The following is a 21,561-nucleotide window of genomic DNA, read 5'->3' as shown; positions in this document are numbered from 1 at the left end:
TTTACTTCGCCGCTGACCGGAACGGCGCAGCATTGCGATCAACTGCGATCTCTCCGTTTACGGGGAGAAGGGAAGTCCCGACCAGCAGTGCGTCGGCTATCCACGCGCCTATGCCCTCACCGCAGACGATCAGCGGGTTGATATCGAGTTCTTCGATCCGGCCAGCGTTGCGCAGGGCGAAATCGGCGATGCCGAGAATAGCGTCCACCGCCGCATCGAGATCGGCCTTGGCGCGACCGCGATAACCGTCAAGCAGCGGAAACATCTTGAGGCCGCGCAAAGCGGCTTCAATATCCTCGCGCGCCGCCGGCAGAAGCAAGGTGGCGCAGTCCTTCAGAAGTTCCACCAGCACACCACCGCTACCGACGGTCATCACTGGACCGAACAGCGGGTCGGCGGTGATGCCCACGATCAGTTCGGCGACCCCGCCCTGCACCATGCGCTCGACAAGAAAGCCGCTGCCGAGGCCAGCGAGGTCGCCCGCTGCCGCGCGCACGCTCTGTGCGTCGCGCAGGTTGAGCCTCACGGCACCATGCTCCGATTTGTGCGCCAGGCCGAGCGCCTTTAGCGCAACGGGAAAGCCGAGCGCAACGGCGGCACGCACCGCCTCGTCGACGGTCGTAGCTCGCGCTCCCTTGGGCACGGGCAGCCCGGCTTCGGCGAGCATCTCCTTTGCTTCGGCTTCGGAGAGAGCGTGCTTATCCTCTCCGCTGAGGAAAGGGTCGGGCCACAGGTCCGGAGTGGTGGTGTCGACGTTCATACCCCAACCAGCGCCTTCGGCGCGACCGCCCCACAAAGGAGAGGTAAGAACTCGCTGCCATGCCTCGCCGACAAACGCCGCCGCTTCCGCCGCATCCATCGCTTCGGCGATACCATGCAACGGAACGATTCCGCGCCGAAATAATTCGGCCGCATGCTCTTCCGGCAGGTTTTCCAGCATCGACGCCACCACTGCCCCGCGTGCGCCGTTGGTCTTCAGCGCAGCCTCGAAGGCCCCCACCGTCGGCCACCAATCGGCGTCGGAGCAGCGGTCGAGGCGGGGAAAATCCAGCACCAGCATGTTGAGATCGAAGCCGCCCGAAACCATCGCGGTGAAAGTCTCGGTCATTGCCGGTTCGTTGTTCCAGATGAAGGTGTGATAATCGAGCGGATTGGTGACTGCCACCAACGGCCCGAGCGTCGACTTCACCCGCGCGCGGTGTTCGTCGGTCAAACCGGGGAAACGAACCTTTCGCCCCTCCGCACTGTCGGCCATCACGGAGGCTTCGCCGCCGGAGCAGCTCATCGACGACAGCGAATGGCCGGCAAGCGGCCCACCGGCATGCAGGAGTTTCAACGTTTCGAGGAACGACGGTATCGAGTTCACCCGTGCGATGCCGAGTCGCTTCAGGAACGAGTCGGATGCCGCGTCGGAGCCGGCAAGGGATGCGGTGTGCGAGATCGTGGCCTGGCGTGCCTGCTCCGAGCGGCCGACCTTCATGGCGACGATCGGCTTTTTCAGTTCGCGGGCCCGCGCCGCCAGCCGCTCAAAACCAGCGGCGCTGTCGAAGCCCTCGATATGCAGGCCGAGACACGAGACCCGCTCGTCCTCGATCAGGCCGAGCGCCATTTCCGACAAGCCGGTCTGCGCCTGGTTGCCGGCGGTCATCAGGAACGACACCGGCAGGCCCCGCTTCTGCATGGTCAGATTGCAGGCGATGTTGGAAGACTGCGTGACGATCGCAGCACCCCGTGAACCTGGTGCGAGCCGCTGGCCGCCATGCTGGTCGGGCCACAACAGGGCACCATCGGCATAATTGATCAGGCCATAACAGTTCGGTCCGATGATCGGCATTTCTCCCGCCGCCTCGATCAGTCTGGCCTGGAGTCCTTCACCTTCGGCATCGTAAGCTCCCGTTTCAAGGAATCCGGCTGCGAAACAAATGGCCCCACCGGCGTTTCGTTTCCGTAACGATGCAATAATTTCAAGGGTCAGATGTCGGTTAACGCCGACAAAGGAAGCATCCGGTGAGGCCGGCAAATCATCAACCGACCGGTAAGCCTGGACGCCCGCGACCTCATCCTTGGTCGGGTGCACTGGCCAGATGTCGCCTGCAAAGCCCATCTTTTGGCATTGCTTGACGACGGCGGCAGCCTGCACGCCGCCGAAGACGGCGATGGATTTCGGACGGAGGAGGCGTTCGAGGCGGCTCATGGGGTACACTTCCCCTTCTCCCCCGACAACGAAAAAACAGCAGCAGCCCTCATCCGCCCACCGCCCGCAGCAGCGCCCGCGAAATAATATGCCGCTGGATCTCGCTGGTGCCCTCCCAGATACGTTCCACCCGCGCGTCGCGCCAGATGCGTTCCAGCGGCAGGTCGTCCATCAGCCCCATGCCGCCATGGATCTGGATTGCCTCGTCGGCAACGAATGCCAGAACTTCCGTGGCCTTCAGCTTCGCCATCGCCATGTCCTGATCAGTCACGGTGCCCTGGTCGTATTTCCAGCCGGCCTCGAACACCATCAGATCGGCCGCCTTCAGTTCCGTCGCCATGTCGGCAAGCTTGAACGACACGCCCTGGAATTTGCCGATCTGCTGGCCGAACTGCTGGCGCTGCGCCGCATATTCGATGGCATGGCCGAGCGCCCGCTCGGCGCGCCCGAGGCAGGTGGCGCCGACCTGCAGGCGTGTCGCACCCAGCCACGAATTGGCCACCTCGAAGCCTTTGTGCACCTCACCAAGCACTTGTTCCTTGGGCAGCCGGCAGTCGTCGAACTCAAGGATCGAGTTGGTGTAACCGCGATGCGAGACATTGCGGTAGCCGTCGCGAACGTTGAAACCCCTGCTGCCCTTGTCGACGAAGAAGGCGGTGATCCTCTTGCGTTTGCCGCGCGACGAATCCTCCTCGCCCGACGCCATGAAAACGATGGCGAAGTCGGCGATGTCCGCGTGGCTGATGAAATGTTTGGTGCCATTCAGCACCCAGTCGTCGCCGTCCTGAACGGCGCTTGCCTTCATGCCGCGCAGATCGGAACCCGCACCCGGCTCGGTCATCGCCAGGCAGTCGGATTTCTCGCCCCGAATGCACGGAAACAGATATTTCTCACGCTGCTCCGGCGTGCCGGCGAGCAGGATGTTGGATGGCCGCGCCACACAGGTCCAGTGCAGCGCATAGTTGGCCCGGCCGAGTTCCTTCTCGTAGAGCAACCAGGTCACGGTATCGAGCCCCGCGCCGCCGACCTCCGCCGGCATGTTCGCCGCATAGAGGCCGGCGGCGATCGCCTTGGCTTTGAGTTCGGCGATCAAATCGGGGCGCAGATGGCCGCTGCGCTCGACTTCGGCTTCATGCGGGTACAGCTCGTTCTCGACAAAGGCGCGCGTCGTGTCGACGATCAGTTGCTGTTCTTCGGAAAGGCCGAAATCCATGGCTCAGCCCTTCTTCTTCCCGGCGGCTTTTTTCTTCGACTTTGCAGGCTTTGCCTTCTTTGCCGGTTTGGCCTTCTCGGCGGCCTTGGAAGTCGGCTTCTTCTTCTTCTTCACTGCCAGCTTGGCGAGTTGCCTGGTGTAGTCCTTGTAGAGCGCACCGGCGCCCCAGCCCTTGCCCTTGTTGGTCTTCGACAGCACATCCATTATGGCGACGAGATTATCGTCACGGATCCGTTCCAATTCCCGGATCGAAAGGTCACCGGCCTGCTCGTCCGACTGCGTGGCGATCAGGTCAACCAGTTCGTCGTTGAACTCTGGCACATCCATCAATTTGGTCCAGGGCCATTTCAGGGCCGGCCCGAACTGCGCCATGAAATGGCGCATGCCGGCCTCTCCGCCAGCGATACGGTAGACTTGGAACATGCCCATCTGCGCCCAGCGTAGCCCGAAGGAATAGCGCATGATGTCGTCGAGTTCCTCGACGGTTGTGATGCCATCCTTCACCAGCCACAACGCCTCGCGCCAAGCCGCTTCCAGAAGCCGATCGCCGACGAAGGCCTCGATCTCCTTGCGAATCACCACCGGCTTCATGCCGATGGAGGCGTAAATTTCCTTGGCGACTTCGATGGCTTCCGGAAACGTCTGTTCGCCGCCGACGATCTCGACCAGCGGCAGGAGATAGACCGGGTTGAAAGGGTGCCCGACGACCAGCCGTTCGGGATGCCTTTTCATCGCCACCTGCATGTCGGTCGGCTTGATGCCGGAGGTGGAGGAGCCAACAATGGCGTTGGCCGGTGCATGTAGGTCGATCTCGGCCAGCACCTTGTGCTTCAGGTCGAGCCGCTCCGGCACGCTTTCCTGGATGAAATCGGCGTCCGCTACCGCGGCGGCGATGGTTTTGGCGTAGGTGATTCTGCCTTCCTTCGGCAGGCCGCCCGGCAGCATCTGCTTGTAGGCGCGGCGCGCGCCCTTCATCACTTCGCCGACCTTGCGCGAAGCCTCGGGGTCAGGATCGAAAATTGCAACGTCGATGCCGTTGAGCACAAGCCGCGCGACCCAGCCAGCGCCGATCACCCCGCCGCCGATTGCGGCCGCTTTGTTGATTGTCATCGCAAGGCTCCGTCAGGCCGCTTTTGCGCTCAAGGGCGCCCGTTTCGTCAAATTGAGTTTCTTGCGCACCTCATCCGGGCCGAGCACCCGCGCACCCATGTTCTCGACGATCGATACAGCACGTTCGACCAGTTGCGCATTGGTCGCCAGCACGCCCTTGTCCAGCCAGAGATTGTCCTCCAGTCCGACACGCACATTGCCGCCGGCAAGCACTGCCGCCGCGACATAGGCCATCTCGTTGCGGCCAAGCGAGAAAGCCGACCATGTCCAGTCTGACGGCACGTTGTTGACCATCGCCATGAAAGTGTTGAGGTCGTCCGGCGCGCCCCACGGCACGCCCATGCAAAGCTGCACCAGCGCATCGGGCTTCAATACGCCTTCGCTCACCAACTGCTTGGCAAACCACAGATGACCACTATCGAACGCCTCGATCTCCGGCTTGACGCCCAGTTCCGTCATCATGCCGCCCATTGCCCGCAGCATGCCTGGCGTGTTGGTCATCACGTAATCGGCCTCGGCAAAATTCATGGTGCCGCAGTCAAGTGTGCAGATCTCCGGCAGGCACTGGCGCACATGCTCCATGCGGCTGGCCGCACTGCCCATGTCCGTACCCTTCTCCTTGAGCGGCAGCGGACTTTCCGGAGAGCCGAACACCATGTCGCCGCCCATGCCGGCGGTCAGGTTGAGCACCATGTCGACGCCGGCATCACGGATACGCTCCGTCACTTCGCGGTAAAGGTGTACATCGCGGCGCGGCACCCCGGTTTCGGGGTCGCGTACATGGCAGTGCACGATCGCAGCACCCGCTTTTGCAGCATCTATCGCCGCATCGGCAATCTGCTTGGGCGAGCGCGGCACATGCGGGCTACGGTCCTGGGTTCCGCCGGAACCGGTCACCGCACAGGTGATGAAGACCTCACGGTTCATTGCAAGCGGCATGAAAGTTCCTCCCCGGTTCATGTCGGCGGAAGCATGCCTGACTTGGCAAAAACTGTTTCTCAAATTACGAAGTGCAATTGATGAAAAGCGAAATGCCGACAATCTTTCTGGCGGAGCGTTCCCCGGTCAAGGTGACGCTGCTTGTCTTGTCCGGTTCATCGCTGATGTGTGTTGCATCGGCCGTCGATCCGTTGCGCGCCGCCAACCGCGTAGCCGGCGAAACAATGTTCGACTGGAAGACCGTCTCCGTCGACGGACAACCCGCCATCACCACGAGCGGCCTGCCGATCGCGGTAGGCGGACGGTTCGAGCCGTCGGAAAAGACCGATGTACTGGTGCTTATCGGCGGCTTCGGCACACGCGATCACGTATCACCTGGCCTGACCGCGGGAATACGGCAGGTAGCCAAGGCTGCGCGCGCCTGCGGTGGCGTCGAGGCCGGCACCTGGCTGCTTGGGCGGGCGGGATTGCTGGAGGGACGCAAGGCGACAACCCATTGGGAAGACATGGAAGATTTCGCCGCCGCCTTTCCTGGCGCCGATGTCCGGCCCGACCGGTACGTCATCGACGGGCCGGTGTTCACCACAGGTGGCGCCTCACCCACCTTCGACCTGATGCTGCATCTGATTCGCACGCGGCTCGGTATGGCCGTGGCTCTCGATGTCGCCAGCGTCTTCATTTACGACCAGGCCAACGCCGCGACCGACGCGCAGCCGTTGGTTTCGCTGGGGCGGCTCGACGGCTACGACCCCCGTCTGGCGCAGGCGATACGGCTGATGGAAGCGCATGTAGACGAGCCACTGACGATCGCCGCGATCGCCAAACGGACGGGCGTGACGGCCCGCGCGTTGGAGATGATCTTCCGTAAGTCGATCGGCGAAACGCCCGGCGCCTATTACCTCAGGCTGCGGCTCAACGCGGCCCGCCGGCTGGTGCTGGATACACGCGTCGCGATGGCCGACATCGCAGCACGCACCGGCTTTTCATCGGCCGCGGCTTTCTCAAGGGCTTTTTCGAAAACTTTCGGCGAGGCTCCGGTGCGCCTGCGGCGGAGGTAGACTAGAGCAATGGGCGCGTCGGTGCCGTCCTCAGTTCCTCCGCGCAACGATCCATTCAGCCGCTCCCTTCAGATCGTCAACGACAGCGGTTGGACGCGGGTCGAAGCGCGCCTCATCGCCTGCGCGGTATTTGCCGGTACGTACCTGCAAGGCGGCAGCGAGACCCGCACCAAGAGCCCCGGCGACATCGCTCTCGGCGTCATCGCCAACCATAACCGCTTCTCCGGTCGGGCAGTTCATGCTGGAAAGCGCGGCCCGGAAGAAATCCGGCGACGGCTTGCCAAGAACAGTGGCTTTGCGTTGGCACGCGAATTCCAGTGCCGCCACGAACGGTCCGACATCGAGACTCAACCTGCCATCGGCATCCTTGAAAGTGCGGTTGATCGCCAACGCAAGGAAATCGGCGCCGTCGTTCAGTTCGCGGAATGCCGCGTTCAGCGACACATAGTCGAGCGCCTCTCCCGCATCGCCGATGATGACAGCGCGTTTACCGCCCTTCGGCAGCCCGTGAAAATCCGGTTCAAGATCCGGATGGACCAGCAAATGTGGAGAACATCCATGCTCGATGAGCCACGCACAGGCAGCTTGTGCCGGCGTGAAAAGCTCGTCCTTGGCGACGACCAGCCCCAGTCGATGGAGGCGGTCGAGAACGGTCTGCTTTGCCGAGCGGGTTGTGTTGCTGGCAAAGCGCAACGGCAAACCCATACCGCGCAGCAGCGCCACCGCTTCGACCGCGCCCGGTATCGCCACGTCGCCATCGTAGATGACGCCGGCAAGGTCCAGCAGCACACCGCTGATCATTAGACAAGAATGGTCTTGACGGCACGGCGGGTCAATGCACCGCCGCATTCGGCGCTCTCGTAATCAGGCGGCCTGCCGATGGCTATCCTCGCCGATCAGCGATCGCATCCTGTCCGCAAGTTCCATCTGCAGGCGACCCGCAACGGCCCGGTCGACTGCATCGGCTTCGATCGATTTCTCATCCGGCAACGAGAGCAGCAGATCGACGATCGAATCGATTGCGAGGCGAGGTGCGACCGCGCTGATCCGGGATTCGTTGTCGTGATGTGCCATGATTTGCCTCCTCTCTCGTGCGGGACAATTAGTGGTCGTCCCACACGGCGCATTGAAGGCCGGATAAAGGCAATTGAAAGGCGGCCGGATGAAGTTTTCTTAACAGCGCAACGGCAGATCGATATCCGGCTATCGATCTGAAATCACAGCATGTTTAATCTCGCCGGCATTTCCAACAGGGCCGCAGGCTCGACATGAGCCGGCGCCCGGTGGAACGCCTCCTATACGTACCGATTGACAATGTTCTCCAACAGTTCCTGGCGGCCGGATTTCGGCTGCGGCTCGATCTTTTTCTTGACCACCCGCTCGGCGATTTCTTCCAGCGTACGCTTGCCGGCAAGCATCGCCTTGCCTTCGGCCGATTTCCAGCCGGCGTAGCGTTCCTCCAATGGCCCGGAGAGCGCCTTGTCCTCGATCATGCGGGCTGCTGCCTTCAGCCCCCGCGCGCAGCAATCCATGCCGCCGATATGGGCGATCAGCAGATCCTGCGGGTCGAGCGACTGGCGCCGCAGCTTGGCGTCGAAATTGGTGCCGCCGGTCTTGAAGCCGCCGCCCTGAAGCACCTGGTAATACGCCAGCGCCATCTCCGGCACATTGTTGGGGAACTGGTCGGTGTCCCAGCCCGACTGATAATCGTTGCGGTTCATGTCGATAGAACCGAAAATGCCGAGCGCGTTGGCCAGTGCCAGTTCATGCTCGAAAGAGTGCCCGGCCAGGATGGCATGGCCCTGCTCGATATTGACCTTGACCTCGTTCTCCAGCCCGAACTTCTTCAGGAAGCCGTAGACGGTCGCTACATCGTAATCGTACTGGTGCTTGGTCGGCTCCTGCGGCTTCGGCTCGATCAGGATGGTGCCCTTGAAGCCGATCCGATGCTTGTAGTCGACCACCAGCGACAGGAAGCGTCCGGCCTGTTCCTGCTCGCGCTTCAGATCGGTGTTGAGGAGGGTTTCATAACCCTCACGGCCGCCCCAAAGCACATAGTTCTCGCCCTTCAGGCGCTTGGTCACGTCTATGCATTTCTTCACCGTCGCAGCGGCGTAAGCAAACACATCGGGGTCGGGGTTGGTCGCCGCGCCCGACATGAAGCGCCGGTTCGAGAACAGGTTGGCCGTGCCCCACAGAAGCTTGATCCCGGTTTTCTTCTGCTTTTCGGCGAAGTAGTCGGCGATCTCGTCGAGGCGCGCAGCACTTTCGGCGAAAGTCGACGCTTCGGGCCGGACATCGGCATCGTGGAAGCAATAGAAGGGAGCACCGAGCAGCGAGAACATCTCGAAGGCGACGTCGGCTTTCAGCCTGGCGTTTTCCATCGTCTCGCCAAACCAGGGGCGCTCGAAGGTCTGCCCGCCGAACGGATCGCCGCCCGGCCACGCGAACGAATGCCAGTAGGCGACAGCAAAGCGCAGATGGTCTTCGAGGCGTTTGCCGGCGACGATTTCGTCGGGGTTGTAGAACCGGTAAGCGAGCGGGTTGGTGCTTTCCGGCCCTTCATATTCGATTTTCTTGATGTCGCCGAAGAAACCGGTGCTCACGATGAAACTCCTCTGATGGCTGGGTAGAGCGCACGATAGCGCTGATAGGCATCGGCAAACGCACTGGATAGCGCGCGGTCGGGTTCGATGCTCTCCGCTGTTTCCGGCGGTGTGCAGATAGCGTGCGGGTCGGCATCTTCGGCAGCGATGAGCCCCAGGCGGGCAGCACCGAAAGCCGCGCCGAAATCGCCATCGGCCGGAATATCCACCGGGATGCCGAGCGCGGTGGCGATCGCCTTCAGCCAATAGCGCGAACGCGAGCCGCCGCCGATGGCCGTCACCCGCGTCAGCTCGGTGCCAGCAGCGTGCAGGGCTTCGAGGCTGTCGCGAAAGGCGAAGGCCACGCCTTCAAGCACGGCCTGCGTCAGCACGGCGCGATCCGATTCGTGGCCGAGCCCGGTGAACGAACCACGGATGACGGCGTCATTGTGCGGCGTGCGTTCGCCCGACAGATAGGGCAGGAACGAAACGCAGCTCGGCGCCTTGAGATCGTCGCCGAGCTCGCCGGTCAGTTCGCCTGCGTCCTTGCCGGTGATTTCCGACAGCCAGTTCAGCGAATCCGCAGCCGACAGGATGACCCCCATTTGATGCCACGCACCCGGCAGGGCGTGGCAAAAGGTGTGAACCGCGCTTTGCGGGTTGGGAAGGTAGGAGCCGTTGGCGGCAAACAACACGCCTGAGGTGCCCAGCGAGACGAATGCAGCACCAGGCTTCACCGTGCCCATGCCGCATGCGGAGGCCGCGTTGTCGCCAGCCCCGCCGGCAACGACCGCACCAGGATGCATGCCCCATTTCGCGGCGAGTTCAGCGCGAAGCAAGCCGCCGGCCTGCGTTCCTTCCACCAGCGAAGGCATCTGCCGCTCGTCGAGATTGGTTGCGGCAAGCAGATCCGGCGACCATCTGCGCTGGGCTACGTCGAGCCAGGCGGTGCCGGCCGAATCCGACATTTCGGAAATGTGCTCGCCGGTCAGCCAAAGGCGAAGAAAATCTTTCGGCAGCAGCACTTTCGCCACCTTGGCGAAGATTTCAGGCTCGTTGTTTTTCACCCAGGCGAGTTTTGGCGCTGTGAAGCCTGGGAAGACGATGTTGCCGGTGATCTTCCGGAAGCGCGGATCGGCGTCGAGTGCGGCCGCCTCATGGTAGCTACGGGTGTCGTTCCATAGAATGCACGGCCGAAGCACCTTGTCGCCTGCATCGAGCAGTGTGGCGCCATGCATCTGGCCGGAAAGCCCGATACCGCGCACCGCGGCGAGTTCATTAGGATGGGCCGCCTTCAGCGCGGCGACAGCCGTATCGGCGGCCTGCACCCAATGGGCAGGATCCTGCTCGGACCAACCGGGATGCGGACGCGACACATCGAGGTCGCCGTGCGCGGAGCCGACCACGCGCTGCGCGCCGTCGATCAGCAGTGCCTTTACCCCAGAGGTCCCGAGGTCGAGCCCAAGATACATCGCATTCCTCCGGCAACAGCCATTCGGCCATCCCAGCCCAACGTCCAGAATGTCGAGGCGGCATCTCCTCCTGAATTGAAGCTTCACAGGAAAACGCCTGCTCGCGCAAGCACCCAATCCTCGTTCGGGTATATTTTTTTCGCGCCTCGGAATAATTGACGTTGGCGTGTTCGAGGCTTGCCCGCACCGCGCCCGTTGCCTCCAAGGTGCCTGGAACCAGATTTTCAAAAAGCTGGAAAAGGCAACCAGATTTCGTCAATGCGTTCCAATTTGGAACGAGATTGCCGAACAACGGAACAATACGAACCGCATCCGCATTATCATTCTCTACAACTTCACTAGAGTTATCGTCAGCATCAAACGGAGGCAGACAGATGACCAGCCAGCTTTCCCGAACGCTTCTTGCCGGCCTTCTAGCCGGCGCCGTTCAACTCGGAGTCTTCGGATTCGCATTCGCCGACACGACCATCCTCAACGTCTCCTATGATCCCACCCGCGAACTCTACAAGGATTTCAACGTCGCCTTCGCCACGAAGTGGAAGGCAGATACCGGTGAGACACTGACGATCCAGACTTCGCATGGCGGCTCGGGCAAGCAGGCACGCGCGGTCATCGACGGGCTCGATGCCGATGTGGTCACGCTCGCGCTCGAAAGCGACATTAACGCGATCGTCGCGAACTCGAAGAAGATCAACCCCGACTGGCGTACCCGCCTGCCGAACAATTCGTCGCCCTATACCTCGACCATCATCTTCCTGGTCCGCAAGGGCAACCCGAAAGGCATCACGGATTGGGGCGATCTGGTGAAGGAAGGCGTCCAGATCATTACGCCCAACCCGAAAACCTCTGGCGGCGCCCGCTGGAACTATCTCGCCGCCTGGGCATGGGCCAACACGCAGTTCGGCGGCGATGAAGGCAAGATCAAGGAATATGTCTCGAACCTGTACAGCCATGTTCCGGTGCTCGACACCGGCGCACGCGGTTCGACGGTAACATTCGCACAGCGTGGCCTCGGCGACGTGCTTCTGGCCTGGGAGAACGAGGCGTACCTGGCGCTAGACGAGTTCGGTGCCGACCAGTTCGACATAGTCTTCCCGCCGTCCTCCATACTGGCTGAACCGCCGGTCGCCGTGGTCGACGCCAATGTCGATGCAAAGGGCACGCGCAAGGTTGCCGAAGCCTATCTCAACTACCTCTATACCGAGGAAGGCCAGCGGCTTGCGGCCAAGCACCATTACCGGCCCTCGAAACCCGAACTGGTGCCGGCTGGCGAATTGCAGAAGCTTCCCGATCTGAAGCTTGTCTCGATCGATGACCCGATTTTCGGCGGCTGGGCCAAAGCCCAGCCTTACCATTTCGGTGATGGTGGTATATTCGACCAGATCTACAAGCCGGCACAGTAAGGGACATTATGACATCAGTTCCCGCTTCGGCGGGGTGGCGGTTCAAGGCGCCGAGCGTCATTCCGGGCTTCGGATTGACGCTTGGCTTCTCGCTTGCCTACCTCACGCTCATCATCCTGATCCCCTTGTCCGGCCTGGTCTGGCGTACCGCGTCGCTGGGCTGGACTGATTTCTGGACAATCGCCTTTGATCGCCGCACGCTGAAGGCGCTGGAAATAAGCTTCGGCACGGCGTTGATCGCGGCTGCGGTCAACGTCGTCTTCGGCACCATCGTCGCCTGGGTGCTGGTTCGCTACAACTTCCCGGGCCGCCGCATCGTCGATGCCATGGTAGACCTGCCCTTTGCGCTGCCGACCGCCGTCGCGGGCATTGCCCTCACCACCCTCTACGCGCCTAACGGCTGGATCGGTGCGCTGCTGGCGCCGCTGGGCATCAAGGTCGCCTACACGCCGCTCGGCATCATCATCGCACTGGTCTTCATCGGCTTGCCCTTCGTCGTTAGAACGGTGCAGCCGATCATGGAAGAGATCGACAAGGGCGTCGAGGAAGTGGCGGCCACACTTGGCGCGACGCGTTTCCAGACCGTCTGGCGGGTTCTTTTTCCAGGGCTCAGTCCTGCGATACTGACCGGCTTTGCGCTTGCTTTCGCGCGCGGCGTCGGCGAATACGGCTCGGTCATCTTCATCGCCGGCAACCTGCCCTATGTCTCGGAGATCGCCCCGCTGCTGATCGTTATCCGCCTGGAAGAGTACGATTATGCCGCCGCCACCGCGATCGCCACGATCATGCTGACCTTGTCTTTCGCAATGCTGCTGTTCATCAACCTCGTGCAGGCGTGGAGCCGCAAGCGTTATGGCTGAGGCAAAACCCGCTACCGTCCGCCAGCCGCGCTTTCGCTCGGCCGTCACCGAAACGCGGCCGGCCCGCTACATGCTGATGGCCATCGCTTTCCTGTTCCTGGGCATTTTTCTGGTGCTGCCGCTGGTCGTCGTGTTCATCGAAGCCTTCCAGAAAGGCACAGGCGCCTTCGTCGATGCGCTGATCGATCCGGATGCGATGGCGGCGATCCGGCTGACACTGCTTGTCGCTGCGATCTCGGTACCGGCGAACCTGGTGTTCGGCATCACCGCCGCGTGGGCGATCGCCAAGTTCGAGTTCAAGGGCAAGGCGTTCCTGATCACGCTGATTGATCTGCCGTTCTCGGTGTCGCCGGTCATCTCCGGCCTCGTCTATGTGCTGCTTTTCGGCGCGGGCAGCCTGCTTGGCCCATGGCTGAAGGCGCACGGCGTCGAGATCCTGTTCGCGGTTCCGGGCATCGTGCTCGCCACGGTCTTCGTCACCTTTCCCTTCGTCGCCCGCGAACTGATCCCGCTGATGCAGGAACAGGGCACGGGTGACGAGGAGGCGGCCATTTCGCTCGGCGCCAGCGGCTGGCAGACCTTCTGGTTTGTCACGCTGCCTAACATCAAATGGGGCCTGCTCTACGGCGTGCTGCTCTGCAATGCCCGCGCCATGGGCGAGTTCGGTGCGGTTTCAGTGGTGTCGGGCCATATACGCGGCCTGACCAACACCATGCCGCTGCATGTCGAAATCCTCTACAACGAATACAACGCGGTCGGTGCCTTCGCGGTCGCCTCGCTGCTGGCCGGGCTAGCGCTCGTCACGCTTGTCTTGAAAACCTTGCTGGAAATACGCTACGGCGCCGAAATCGCCGCGACGCGCGGGCATTGATGAATAAGGGTTGGTGAATGGAAGTACGCGTTGCCCATGTGCGCAAGGAATTCGACCGGTTTACGGCTCTGCGCGACGTCTCGCTGGACATTCGCTCCGGTGAACTGATCGCGCTGCTCGGGCCCTCCGGCTCGGGCAAGACGACGCTCTTGCGCCTGATCGCCGGCCTTGAGCGGCCGACCAAGGGTGCGATTTTTTTCGGTGACGAGGATGCTTCGCTGAAGACCGTGCAGGAGCGCAATGTCGGCTTCGTTTTCCAGCACTACGCGCTGTTCCGCCACATGACCGTCGCAGAAAATATCGGCTTCGGACTGAAGGTCAGGCGCCACAACCGTCCCCCGGACGCCGAGATCAGGCGGCGCGCCTCCGAACTGCTCGACCTGGTCCAACTGACTGGGCTCGAAAAGCGCTATCCCGCGCAGCTTTCCGGCGGCCAGCGGCAACGCGTGGCGCTTGCGCGCGCGCTTGCCATTGAGCCGCGCGTGCTCTTGCTCGACGAGCCGTTCGGCGCGCTCGACGCACAGGTCAGGCGCGAACTACGCCGCTGGCTGCGCGAGATCCATGACAAGACCGGCCACACCACGGTCTTCGTCACCCACGACCAGGAAGAGGCGCTGGAACTTGCCGATCGCGTCGTGGTGATGAGCCAGGGCCGTATCGAGCAGGTCGGCACCGCCGACGACGTTTACGACACGCCGAATTCGCCGTTCGTTTTCTCCTTCATCGGCGAATCCAGCATGCTTCCGGTCAAGGTCGAGAAAGGCGAGGTCTGGATCGCCGACCGTGCTATCGGCATAGCGGCCCCGGACACACCGGACGGCGAAGCCGTGCTTTATTTCCGGCCGCACGACATCGAGCTCCTGGAAGGCTCAGGCGGGTGCATCGCCGGAACAGTGGCTGCAAGCCGCCGTGTTGCCGGCACACGCCATGTCGAACTGGAAGTGGGCGGCGACAGGCAGCGCGTGGAACTTGAAATACCCACATCGCACCCTGCTTCCGAAAAGACCCGCATCGCCTTCCGGCCGAAAAAGTGGAAGCTTTTCCCGGCTGCGGGCTGATTTTCGCCCGGTGCTTGCGGGTGAAACTTAAGCCATTTCTCCTGCACGCCTGACGAACAGCGCTGCCAGCGGACTGTCAGGGCGGGCGCAATGCCGCTCCGCGGCCAGCGCCGACGCCAGGGCCTTCTGGCCGGACCGCAACGACGCCTCGATCAGCGTCAGGTCGATGACGTCCCGTTGGGCGTGGCTGCCGCCGAAACGGTAGGCAACATCGCGTACCGGACGGATCAGCCGGACGGTCTCTGCAAAATCGCCATCGCCGAAAGCCTTGATGGCAAGCGTCACGGGGTGGCCGACATCGCGCGTGAAGGATGCGTTGTCGTCGCCCGCCAGCATCGTCTCTCGTTGCGTTTCCAAAAGGTCCCGGGCTGCGCTCGGTAGATCGGCCCCGACGAAAGCCATCATCGCATGCGCATCATTGAAAGCGTAGTTGCCGGCCTTTGCCTTGGGCTCCCAGTTCCGTGCGACCGCTGCCCAGCGGTCCCCGACATCGTAGCCGCCGAGATGGAGACGCCAAAGGATCGCCGACGCGTCGACCATGTTGAGGGCGAGTGTTGATCGAGCGCCGAATATCGGCCCGTCGAACAGCGCCAATACTTCGTCGATCTCGCCGAGATCGTAATGAAACAGCGCCAGATGCCACCAATTGTGCACCTGGAGAAAACTGTCCTTCGACCAGTTTTCGGGATTTGCGCGCATCCAGGCGATGCCCTCGCGCTGTCGGCTTTGCATTTCCATGACATGGGCCACCGCGTGCTGCGCCCAACCGTCGCGCGGCTCGATATCGGTCGCGCGGCGGCCTGCGGCTTCGGCGCGGGCATAGTCGCCGGTCTCTTCAAATCCGAAAGCCTGCATCCCAAGGATCGCATGATATCCCGGCATGCCCTCGCTCCAAGCTGGCATGGCGCGTGCAAGGCGATCACGCAGCATGCGCGAGTTGCCAGTAAAGAAATCGATCTGATGGCCGGCCTGCAACGCCAGCGCATCGCGCGGTTCGTCGATGGTTAGATCCTCCAGTATTCTGCCAGCCTCGTGCCAACGCCCACCGGCAAGCCGTCCAAGCGCCTCGACATGCCGAGCCTCGCGCCCGCTCGCCGAAAGTTCCGCGGCGGCTGAATGGGCCGCTATCGCGACGCCCATCGCCTCGCGCTCCGTCGACAGGCCATAAAGATATCCCTTCAGCACATACGCCATGACGAAGCCGGGATCGGCGTCGATCGCCGCATTTACCGAAGCGACGGGGTCGCCGATGAAGCATTGCAACTGATGCAAAGCGCGTTCGTAGTATGCCAAGCTCTGCTGTCCGGTGCCGGAAAGGGACAAGCCGACAGCATCACGGATGTTCATTTCAGCTTCTCCCGCGGAAGGATTTTAGTGATCGGCATCGCTTAGCCCACCCTTGGGCGCAGTCTAGACCAGCATTCCGGAACATGGGAACAAACCGTTGAAAACCTCGATCGAACAACAGGATAGACCCGCAGCGGATTTGATGGTGCGTAAACCAGAGTGTCTTTTCCGCACTTGCGGGCGCGTGCAAATTGTGTCCTAACCATGGCGGGATCGATACGAGGGGGTTGCATCGGCGCGGCGACGCGCCGGCATACTTTGTGGAGACGGCGTATGCAGCGCCAAGCCCTCGAGACAACGACCGGTGCCTGTTTCATGGCCGGCATCGAGCAATGTCGGCCACCCCATCGATCACCCAATCTGTCGAGAAGGCTGAGCCTTCTTGCATCGGCGTCGACAGCCTTGTTGCTTGCGCAAGGCAGCACGGCAGTTGCGGCCTGCGTATTTGTGCCTGGAGCCGGCAACGACACATTCGTCTGCGACAGTGGTACGTCAGCCGGCGGCCTCTCCGACCTCGCGGGCAGCAACACCCTGCTGTTTCCGGCCGGCGGCACCGGAACGCTCAACGGTAATGTGACGTTCGGCGCAGGCAACGACCGTATCGACATGCAGTCTGGAACGATCACGGGCACGATCGACCAGGGTGCCGGCATCGACAGCTTCAACATCGGCGCCGGCACGGTTGGCGGCAATGTGCAGCAAGGCGGCGGTACCGACGATTTCCGCATGACCGGTGGCCAGATCCAGTCGCTGAACCAAGGCGACAACATCGACACCTTTTTCATGTCTGGGGGGCGTATCGTCGATGCTTTCGACGACGGTGACCTCGCAACGATGACCGGCGGCCGCATCGGGCGCGTCAACATGAAGCTCGACGACAATCTTTTCGACATGTCGGGCGGCACCATCGATCGCAATCTTGTCACCGGTTTTGGCAACGACACGATCATCGTCTCCGACGGCACCATCGGCGGCAATATCAGCGTCAGCGGCGGAACCGACAGCGTGACGGTGACCGGTGGATCGATCGCCGGCAGCGTATTGATGAGCTTCGGCACCGACACGTTCACCTGGAACAGCGGCGGCATCATCTATGGCGCCATCGATATGGGCGGCGACAACGACACCGCCACGCTCGCCAATCTCACAAATGCCCATCTCGGCGCTACCCCGCAGATAACGGGAGCGGACGGCATCGACAGCCTCACCCTGGGCAACGTCTCGACAGCAGGCGTGGCCCGCTTCCAGGGCTGGGAAACCATAGCCGCCACGAACGACACGGAACTGACCTTCGACGGTGCGCTCACGCTCGGCGATGCCGGTACCGGCACCGGCACGCTGACGGTCGATTCAAGGAGCACGCTCTTCGGCGGTGGCGCCAACGGCTCTGTTGCCGCCTTCACTGCGGGGCAGTTCGCCAATGTGGTCAATGCCGGGCGCATCGACCTGACCAATGGCGGCGCCAGCACAGCCGACACCTTCACCATCGGCGGCAACTATACCGGCAATGGCGGCCTGCTTTTCCTGAACACCATACTGGGCACCGATGCATCTCCTTCGGACAAGTTGGTTATTTCCGGTGGCGCCGCTTCGGGTACGACGGGTATCGACATCGTTAACGTGGGCGGTACCGGCGCCGTTACCGTACAAGACGGCATTATGGTCGTCGAGGCGATCAACGGCGGCACGACTGCCGCAGGCGCCTTCGCGCTTGGCGGTCGGGTGGCAGCCGGCGCCCACGAATATTTCCTCTTCAAGGGCGGCGTAACGGCGGGCAGCGGAGAGAACTGGTATCTGCGCTCTACACTGGTGGCGACTCCGGAGCCTGCTCCGGCACCGCCACCCTTTGTGCCAACTCCTGAGCCGGAACCCGTCGCGCCGGAGCCGGAACCTGCCCCTCCGCCACCGGTTGCTCCACCACCGCCAGTTCCGCCTGAAGCGACGCCCGGCAATCCGGATCCGGTCGACCCTGCACCGCCGGTGCAGCCCGGCGATGTGGCCCCGACAGACGTCCCGGACGCACTGGATGCTCTGCCGGCCGATCCGCCTCCACCGCCTCCGGTGCTGCCAACGACGCTTCCGCCCCTTCCGTTTCCTGGCGCTACACCGCCAACGCCCGGGGCGACGCGGGTCGTCGCCGATGTGGTGCCGCTCTACCGTGTCGAGGTTCCGACCTATGCGGCTATCCCGCCGGTTGCCCATCATCTGGCGCTGTCAACGCTGGGCACCTTCCATGAGCGGCGCGGCGAGCAGGTGCTGCTCAACGATGCCGGCTGGCTTCCCACAGTTTGGGGCCGCGTATTTGGCCAGGACGTCGACATGAAATCGGACGGTACGGTAGCGCCGTCTTTCGACGGCACGTTGTTCGGCTTCCAGGCCGGCGCCGACCTGTTCGGCTGGGAGTCCGCTTCCGATCATCATGATCGCGTCGGCCTGTTTATCGCCTATGCCAGCATCGATGGCGACGTGAAAGGTCAGGCGCTCGGCTGGAACGACCTGGCTGTCGGAAAGATCGACGCCGACGGAACCAGCCTGGGCGCCTACTGGACGCATGTCGGCCCGAACGGCTGGTATCTGGACAGCGTCCTCATGGGCACTTGGTTCGGCGGCGATTCAAGGTCGCTGGCAGGCGTCGGCATCGATGTCGAGGGGACCGGTGTAACCGCCTCGCTCGAGGGCGGCTACCCCATCGCATTGACGCCGGAATGGACGCTGGAGCCTCAGGGGCAACTGATCTGGCAGCACCTGTCGCTGGATGACCAGGCCGACCGCTTCTCGACTGTTTCGTTCGATTCCGACGACGCAGTGACCGGCCGGCTCGGTTTCCGGCTGCAGGGCAATTTCCAGACGGAGGCTGCAAACTTCCAGCCTTACTTCAAGGCCAATCTCTGGCACAATTTCGACGCTGACCAGCGCATCATCTTCGCCGAAACACCCATCGTCACCGAAATCGGCGGAACCGCGCTCGAACTCGGCGGCGGCGTGGTCACGAAGCTGTCGGAATCGACCAGCCTGTTCGCCACCGCCGATTACACCACCAATCTCGGCGGCGAAAAGCTGCGAGTCTTCGAGGGCAACATCGGCCTCAGCGTGAAGTGGTAGCCGCTGACAGCGACAGCATAAAAATGCCGGCGGTTAGAGCCGCCGGCATTTTCGCGTCAGTTGCCGGATCGCATGGCGGCCGTGGCGATGCCGGCGCCGACCAGAAGCGTGCCGCCGGTTTTGTTGAAGATGCCGATGGCGCGCGGATTGCGCACCACGTTGCGGGCACGCGAAGCGGCCAGCGCGTAGCCGAACGCATTGGCAAAGGCGAGCGCCAGGAACGTCGCCTCGAAGATCAGCATCTGCGTCAGGAAATCCGCCGAATGATCGAGGAACTGCGGCAGGAAGGCCACGAAGAAGGTGATGCTCTTCGGGTTGAGAGCCGTTACCAGCCAGGCGTGGCCCATCATCTTGGCCGCAGAGGCCGCATCAGTGCGCGGCTTGGCATCGAACGCGCCGCCGGCTCGGAAAAGCTTGACGCCGAGATAGACAAGATAAGCAGCGCCGATCCATTTCAGTACCGTAAAGACGGTAGCCGAGGTCATCAGCAGCGCTCCGATGCCCAGCATCGACAGCGTCATCGCGGTGAAATCGCCAAGCGCCACGCCGACAGCCATCGGCAATGCAGTGCGCCAGCCCTGCCCCAGCGCATAAGAAACGACCAGCAGGATGGTCGGGCCGGGGATGACCAAAAGCACGGCTGAGGCGGCAGCGAAGGCGGCCCAGGTTTCGAAAGACATGGAAGGCTCCTTTTCAAAGAAAAGGATAAATCCCCCCGTCTCGGCCGATGTAAAGAGGGAAAATAACGGTGCTACGGCCTGCTCTGGCGAATATAGGTTTCGGCGATCTGGCGCATTCTCGTCGCGTCGAAACTCTCGCCGTGGCCGCCGTGCACGATGCGCACCTGCAAACGACTGATGAGCGCCATCGTGGCCCGATAGGTCTCGCGGTCGCTGTCCGGCAGTTCGTCGTAAAGCTCACCCTGGTAGATCGCATCGCCGCTGAAAAACAGGCCGTCCTTTTCGTCCAGCAGCCCCATCGAACCCGGCGAATGTCCGGGCAGATGCAGCACACGGAGAATGCGGTCGCCGATGTCTACCACGTCGCCATCGTCGAGCATCCGGGTCAATGGCGCCGGGTGTAATGTATAGGCTTTCTTGTTCCAGTTCTCGGTGGGCGGACGCGAGACCGGCTCCGTCAGCACGCGAAACATGTCGGCGTAAGTCGCCTTGTCGTCCATCGTCGCGAAGGCCGGCGCCTCGATGCGCGGGCCAAGTCGGTCGGCAAACTCATGCAGCGAGCCGACATGGTCGGCATGCGCATGCGTGGCGACGGCCATCACCGGTTTTCCCGGTGTGAGGTCGAGCGCCGCCGAGAGAATGCCGAGACCCATCCCGGTATCGACAATGAGGTCGGCGTCGCGGCCTCGCAGATGCCAGATGTTGGAGCGGAAAACATCGTGCACATACGGTTCGTCGAACGCGCTCAGATCGTCGGCGATGCGCCGCTTGCGAAACCAGTTTCCATGCATCTCGATCGCACCATTCCAGAACGCGGTTAACGCAGCGTGCGCTGCGTTTAGGCTTTTTCAACCATGAATCGACATGATCGCAAAATTCTCAACGGTGAGGTTATCCGCGTGTCGCGTTTGTTTCCTGCGTCCAAGTCCACCCCACAAATAACCGACGTACAAGCATCAGTTTCCCGGCGTACAGTATTGACCGGCCTCGGCATCCTCGGTCTTGGCAGCGCCGCTGGCTGCTCCAGCACGATGGACATGCCGGCCTTGCAGCTAGACACGACCACGACGGGCGCGATCCGGCCACAGATCAGCGTCGACCGCAACATCACCGACAACGCAACGATGTATGCCTCGCTCAACGACAACGGTTTCGTCGTGCCGGAGATCCCTTACGACAAGATCAAGCCGGAGTTCCGCCGCCAGATTGTCGTCGACCCAACCGGCGAGGCGCCCGGCACGATCGTCGTGAGCCTCAGCGAGAGGCATCTCTACTGGGTACAGGAAGGCGGCGAAGCGATCCGCTACGGTGTCGGCATCGGCAAGGCCGGTTTTGAATGGAACGGTCGCGCGGTCATCCAATACACCAAGCAATGGCCGACCTGGACGCCACCCAAGGAGATGATAGCGCGCAAGCCGGAACTGGTAAAATGGGTGGCCGGCCAACCGGGAGGCCTCGACAACCCGCTCGGTGCACGCGCGCATTACATCTACAAGGACGACCTGGACACCGGCTATCGTGTGCATGGCTCTCCGGAATGGTGGACCATCGGCACTCAGGCTTCCTCAGGTTGCGTGCGGATGATCAATCAGGACGTGATCGACTTGTACAACCGGGTCAAGGCCTCGCCCACGAAAGTCCCGATCGTCGTCGCGTAACCAGCCACACC

At 62.3% G+C, this 21,561-nt stretch carries 18 protein-coding genes; 7 read left to right on the top strand and 11 right to left on the bottom strand.

Annotation, left to right across the window (positions count from 1 at the left end):
- Nucleotide 1 precedes the first annotated feature (1 nt).
- The 4 genes from F3H98_RS13490 to bcoG are packed head-to-tail and all read right to left on the bottom strand — an operon-like array spanning nt 2 to nt 5,456.
- Entirely contained in the window at nt 2–2,194 is a 2,193-nt protein-coding gene (locus tag F3H98_RS13490) for an acetate--CoA ligase family protein (protein WP_149760672.1), read from the bottom strand.
- Nucleotides 2,195–2,243: 49 nt separating this feature from the next.
- Nucleotides 2,244–3,407, bottom strand: a complete 1,164-nt coding sequence (locus tag F3H98_RS13485) for an acyl-CoA dehydrogenase family protein (RefSeq protein WP_149760671.1) — start codon at nt 3,405–3,407, stop codon at nt 2,244–2,246.
- 3 nt (nt 3,408–3,410) lie between these two features.
- Nucleotides 3,411–4,517 carry a 3-hydroxyacyl-CoA dehydrogenase NAD-binding domain-containing protein gene (locus tag F3H98_RS13480; protein ID WP_149760670.1) on the bottom strand — a complete coding sequence of 369 codons (1,107 nt, stop codon included), beginning with the start codon at nt 4,515–4,517 and terminating at the stop codon, nt 3,411–3,413.
- A gap of 12 nt (nt 4,518–4,529) precedes the next feature.
- Nucleotides 4,530–5,456 (bottom strand): 3-dehydrocarnitine:acetyl-CoA trimethylamine transferase BcoG, encoded by a 927-nt coding sequence (gene bcoG / locus F3H98_RS13475; RefSeq protein WP_149760669.1) that lies wholly within the window; start codon nt 5,454–5,456, stop codon nt 4,530–4,532.
- 77 nt (nt 5,457–5,533) lie between these two features.
- On the opposite strand from bcoG, the gene F3H98_RS13470 reads away from it, so the two are divergent.
- Entirely contained in the window at nt 5,534–6,514 is a 981-nt protein-coding gene (locus F3H98_RS13470) for a GlxA family transcriptional regulator (RefSeq protein WP_149760668.1), read from the top strand.
- A gap of 30 nt (nt 6,515–6,544) precedes the next feature.
- Here F3H98_RS13470 and F3H98_RS13465 read toward each other — a convergent pair whose 3' ends face one another.
- The 4 genes from F3H98_RS13465 to xylB form a co-directional block, all read right to left on the bottom strand.
- A complete protein-coding gene (locus F3H98_RS13465) occupies nt 6,545–7,315 on the bottom strand; it encodes a TIGR01458 family HAD-type hydrolase (RefSeq protein ID WP_149760667.1) in 771 nt (256 codons plus the stop codon).
- A 63-nt stretch (nt 7,316–7,378) separates the two neighbouring features.
- The gene (locus tag F3H98_RS13460) at nt 7,379–7,588 is read right to left on the bottom strand and encodes a hypothetical protein (protein ID WP_149760666.1); all 210 of its coding nucleotides are present in this window, start codon (nt 7,586–7,588) and stop codon (nt 7,379–7,381) included.
- Nucleotides 7,589–7,809: 221 nt separating this feature from the next.
- Complete coding sequence (xylA, locus tag F3H98_RS13455) at nt 7,810–9,120, bottom strand: xylose isomerase (RefSeq protein ID WP_149760665.1); 1,311 nt, start codon at nt 9,118–9,120, stop codon at nt 7,810–7,812.
- On the bottom strand, nt 9,117–10,571 hold the full coding sequence (gene xylB, locus F3H98_RS13450; protein ID WP_149760664.1) for a xylulokinase: 1,455 nt from the start codon (nt 10,569–10,571) through the stop codon (nt 9,117–9,119). Before xylB ends, xylA begins: the two co-directional genes overlap by 4 nt.
- A gap of 374 nt (nt 10,572–10,945) precedes the next feature.
- Here xylB and F3H98_RS13445 point away from each other — a divergent pair, with 374 nt between their 5' ends.
- The 4 genes from F3H98_RS13445 to F3H98_RS13430 are packed head-to-tail and all read left to right on the top strand — an operon-like array spanning nt 10,946 to nt 14,763.
- Nucleotides 10,946–11,974, top strand: a complete 1,029-nt coding sequence (locus tag F3H98_RS13445) for a sulfate ABC transporter substrate-binding protein (RefSeq protein ID WP_149760663.1) — start codon at nt 10,946–10,948, stop codon at nt 11,972–11,974.
- A gap of 8 nt (nt 11,975–11,982) precedes the next feature.
- Nucleotides 11,983–12,834, top strand: coding sequence for a sulfate ABC transporter permease subunit CysT (gene cysT / locus F3H98_RS13440; RefSeq protein ID WP_149760662.1), 852 nt, complete (start codon nt 11,983–11,985; stop codon nt 12,832–12,834).
- On the top strand, nt 12,827–13,705 hold the full coding sequence (gene cysW / locus F3H98_RS13435; protein ID WP_149760661.1) for a sulfate ABC transporter permease subunit CysW: 879 nt from the start codon (nt 12,827–12,829) through the stop codon (nt 13,703–13,705). Before cysT ends, cysW begins: the two co-directional genes overlap by 8 nt.
- 17 nt (nt 13,706–13,722) lie before the next feature.
- Complete coding sequence (locus tag F3H98_RS13430; protein WP_149760660.1) at nt 13,723–14,763, top strand: sulfate/molybdate ABC transporter ATP-binding protein; 1,041 nt, start codon at nt 13,723–13,725, stop codon at nt 14,761–14,763.
- Between the two features lie 27 nt (nt 14,764–14,790).
- Here the strand turns inward: F3H98_RS13430 and F3H98_RS13425 are convergent, their stop codons facing one another.
- On the bottom strand, nt 14,791–16,110 hold the full coding sequence (locus F3H98_RS13425; protein ID WP_149760659.1) for a tetratricopeptide repeat protein: 1,320 nt from the start codon (nt 16,108–16,110) through the stop codon (nt 14,791–14,793).
- Nucleotides 16,111–16,425: 315 nt separating this feature from the next.
- Between F3H98_RS13425 and F3H98_RS13420 the strand changes: the two genes are divergently transcribed.
- A complete protein-coding gene (locus F3H98_RS13420; protein WP_149760818.1) occupies nt 16,426–19,212 on the top strand; it encodes an autotransporter family protein in 2,787 nt (928 codons plus the stop codon).
- A 56-nt stretch (nt 19,213–19,268) separates the two neighbouring features.
- On the opposite strand, the gene F3H98_RS13415 is transcribed toward F3H98_RS13420, so the two are convergent.
- Nucleotides 19,269–19,892, bottom strand: coding sequence for a LysE family translocator (locus F3H98_RS13415; protein ID WP_149760658.1), 624 nt, complete (start codon nt 19,890–19,892; stop codon nt 19,269–19,271).
- A gap of 71 nt (nt 19,893–19,963) precedes the next feature.
- Nucleotides 19,964–20,683 carry an MBL fold metallo-hydrolase gene (locus F3H98_RS13410; protein WP_149760657.1) on the bottom strand — a complete coding sequence of 240 codons (720 nt, stop codon included), beginning with the start codon at nt 20,681–20,683 and terminating at the stop codon, nt 19,964–19,966.
- Nucleotides 20,684–20,746: 63 nt separating this feature from the next.
- Here F3H98_RS13410 and F3H98_RS13405 point away from each other — a divergent pair, with 63 nt between their 5' ends.
- Nucleotides 20,747–21,550, top strand: a complete 804-nt coding sequence (locus F3H98_RS13405; protein ID WP_149760656.1) for a L,D-transpeptidase — start codon at nt 20,747–20,749, stop codon at nt 21,548–21,550.
- The last annotated feature ends 11 nt before the right edge of the window (nt 21,551–21,561 follow it).

It is taken from the genome of Neomesorhizobium albiziae (assembly GCF_900114255.1).
In the GTDB taxonomy this organism is placed as follows: Bacteria; Pseudomonadota; Alphaproteobacteria; order Rhizobiales; family Rhizobiaceae; genus Neomesorhizobium; species Neomesorhizobium albiziae.
The sequence above is the reverse complement of the archived record's forward strand: the minus strand, read 5'-3'. Positions and strand labels throughout refer to the sequence as shown.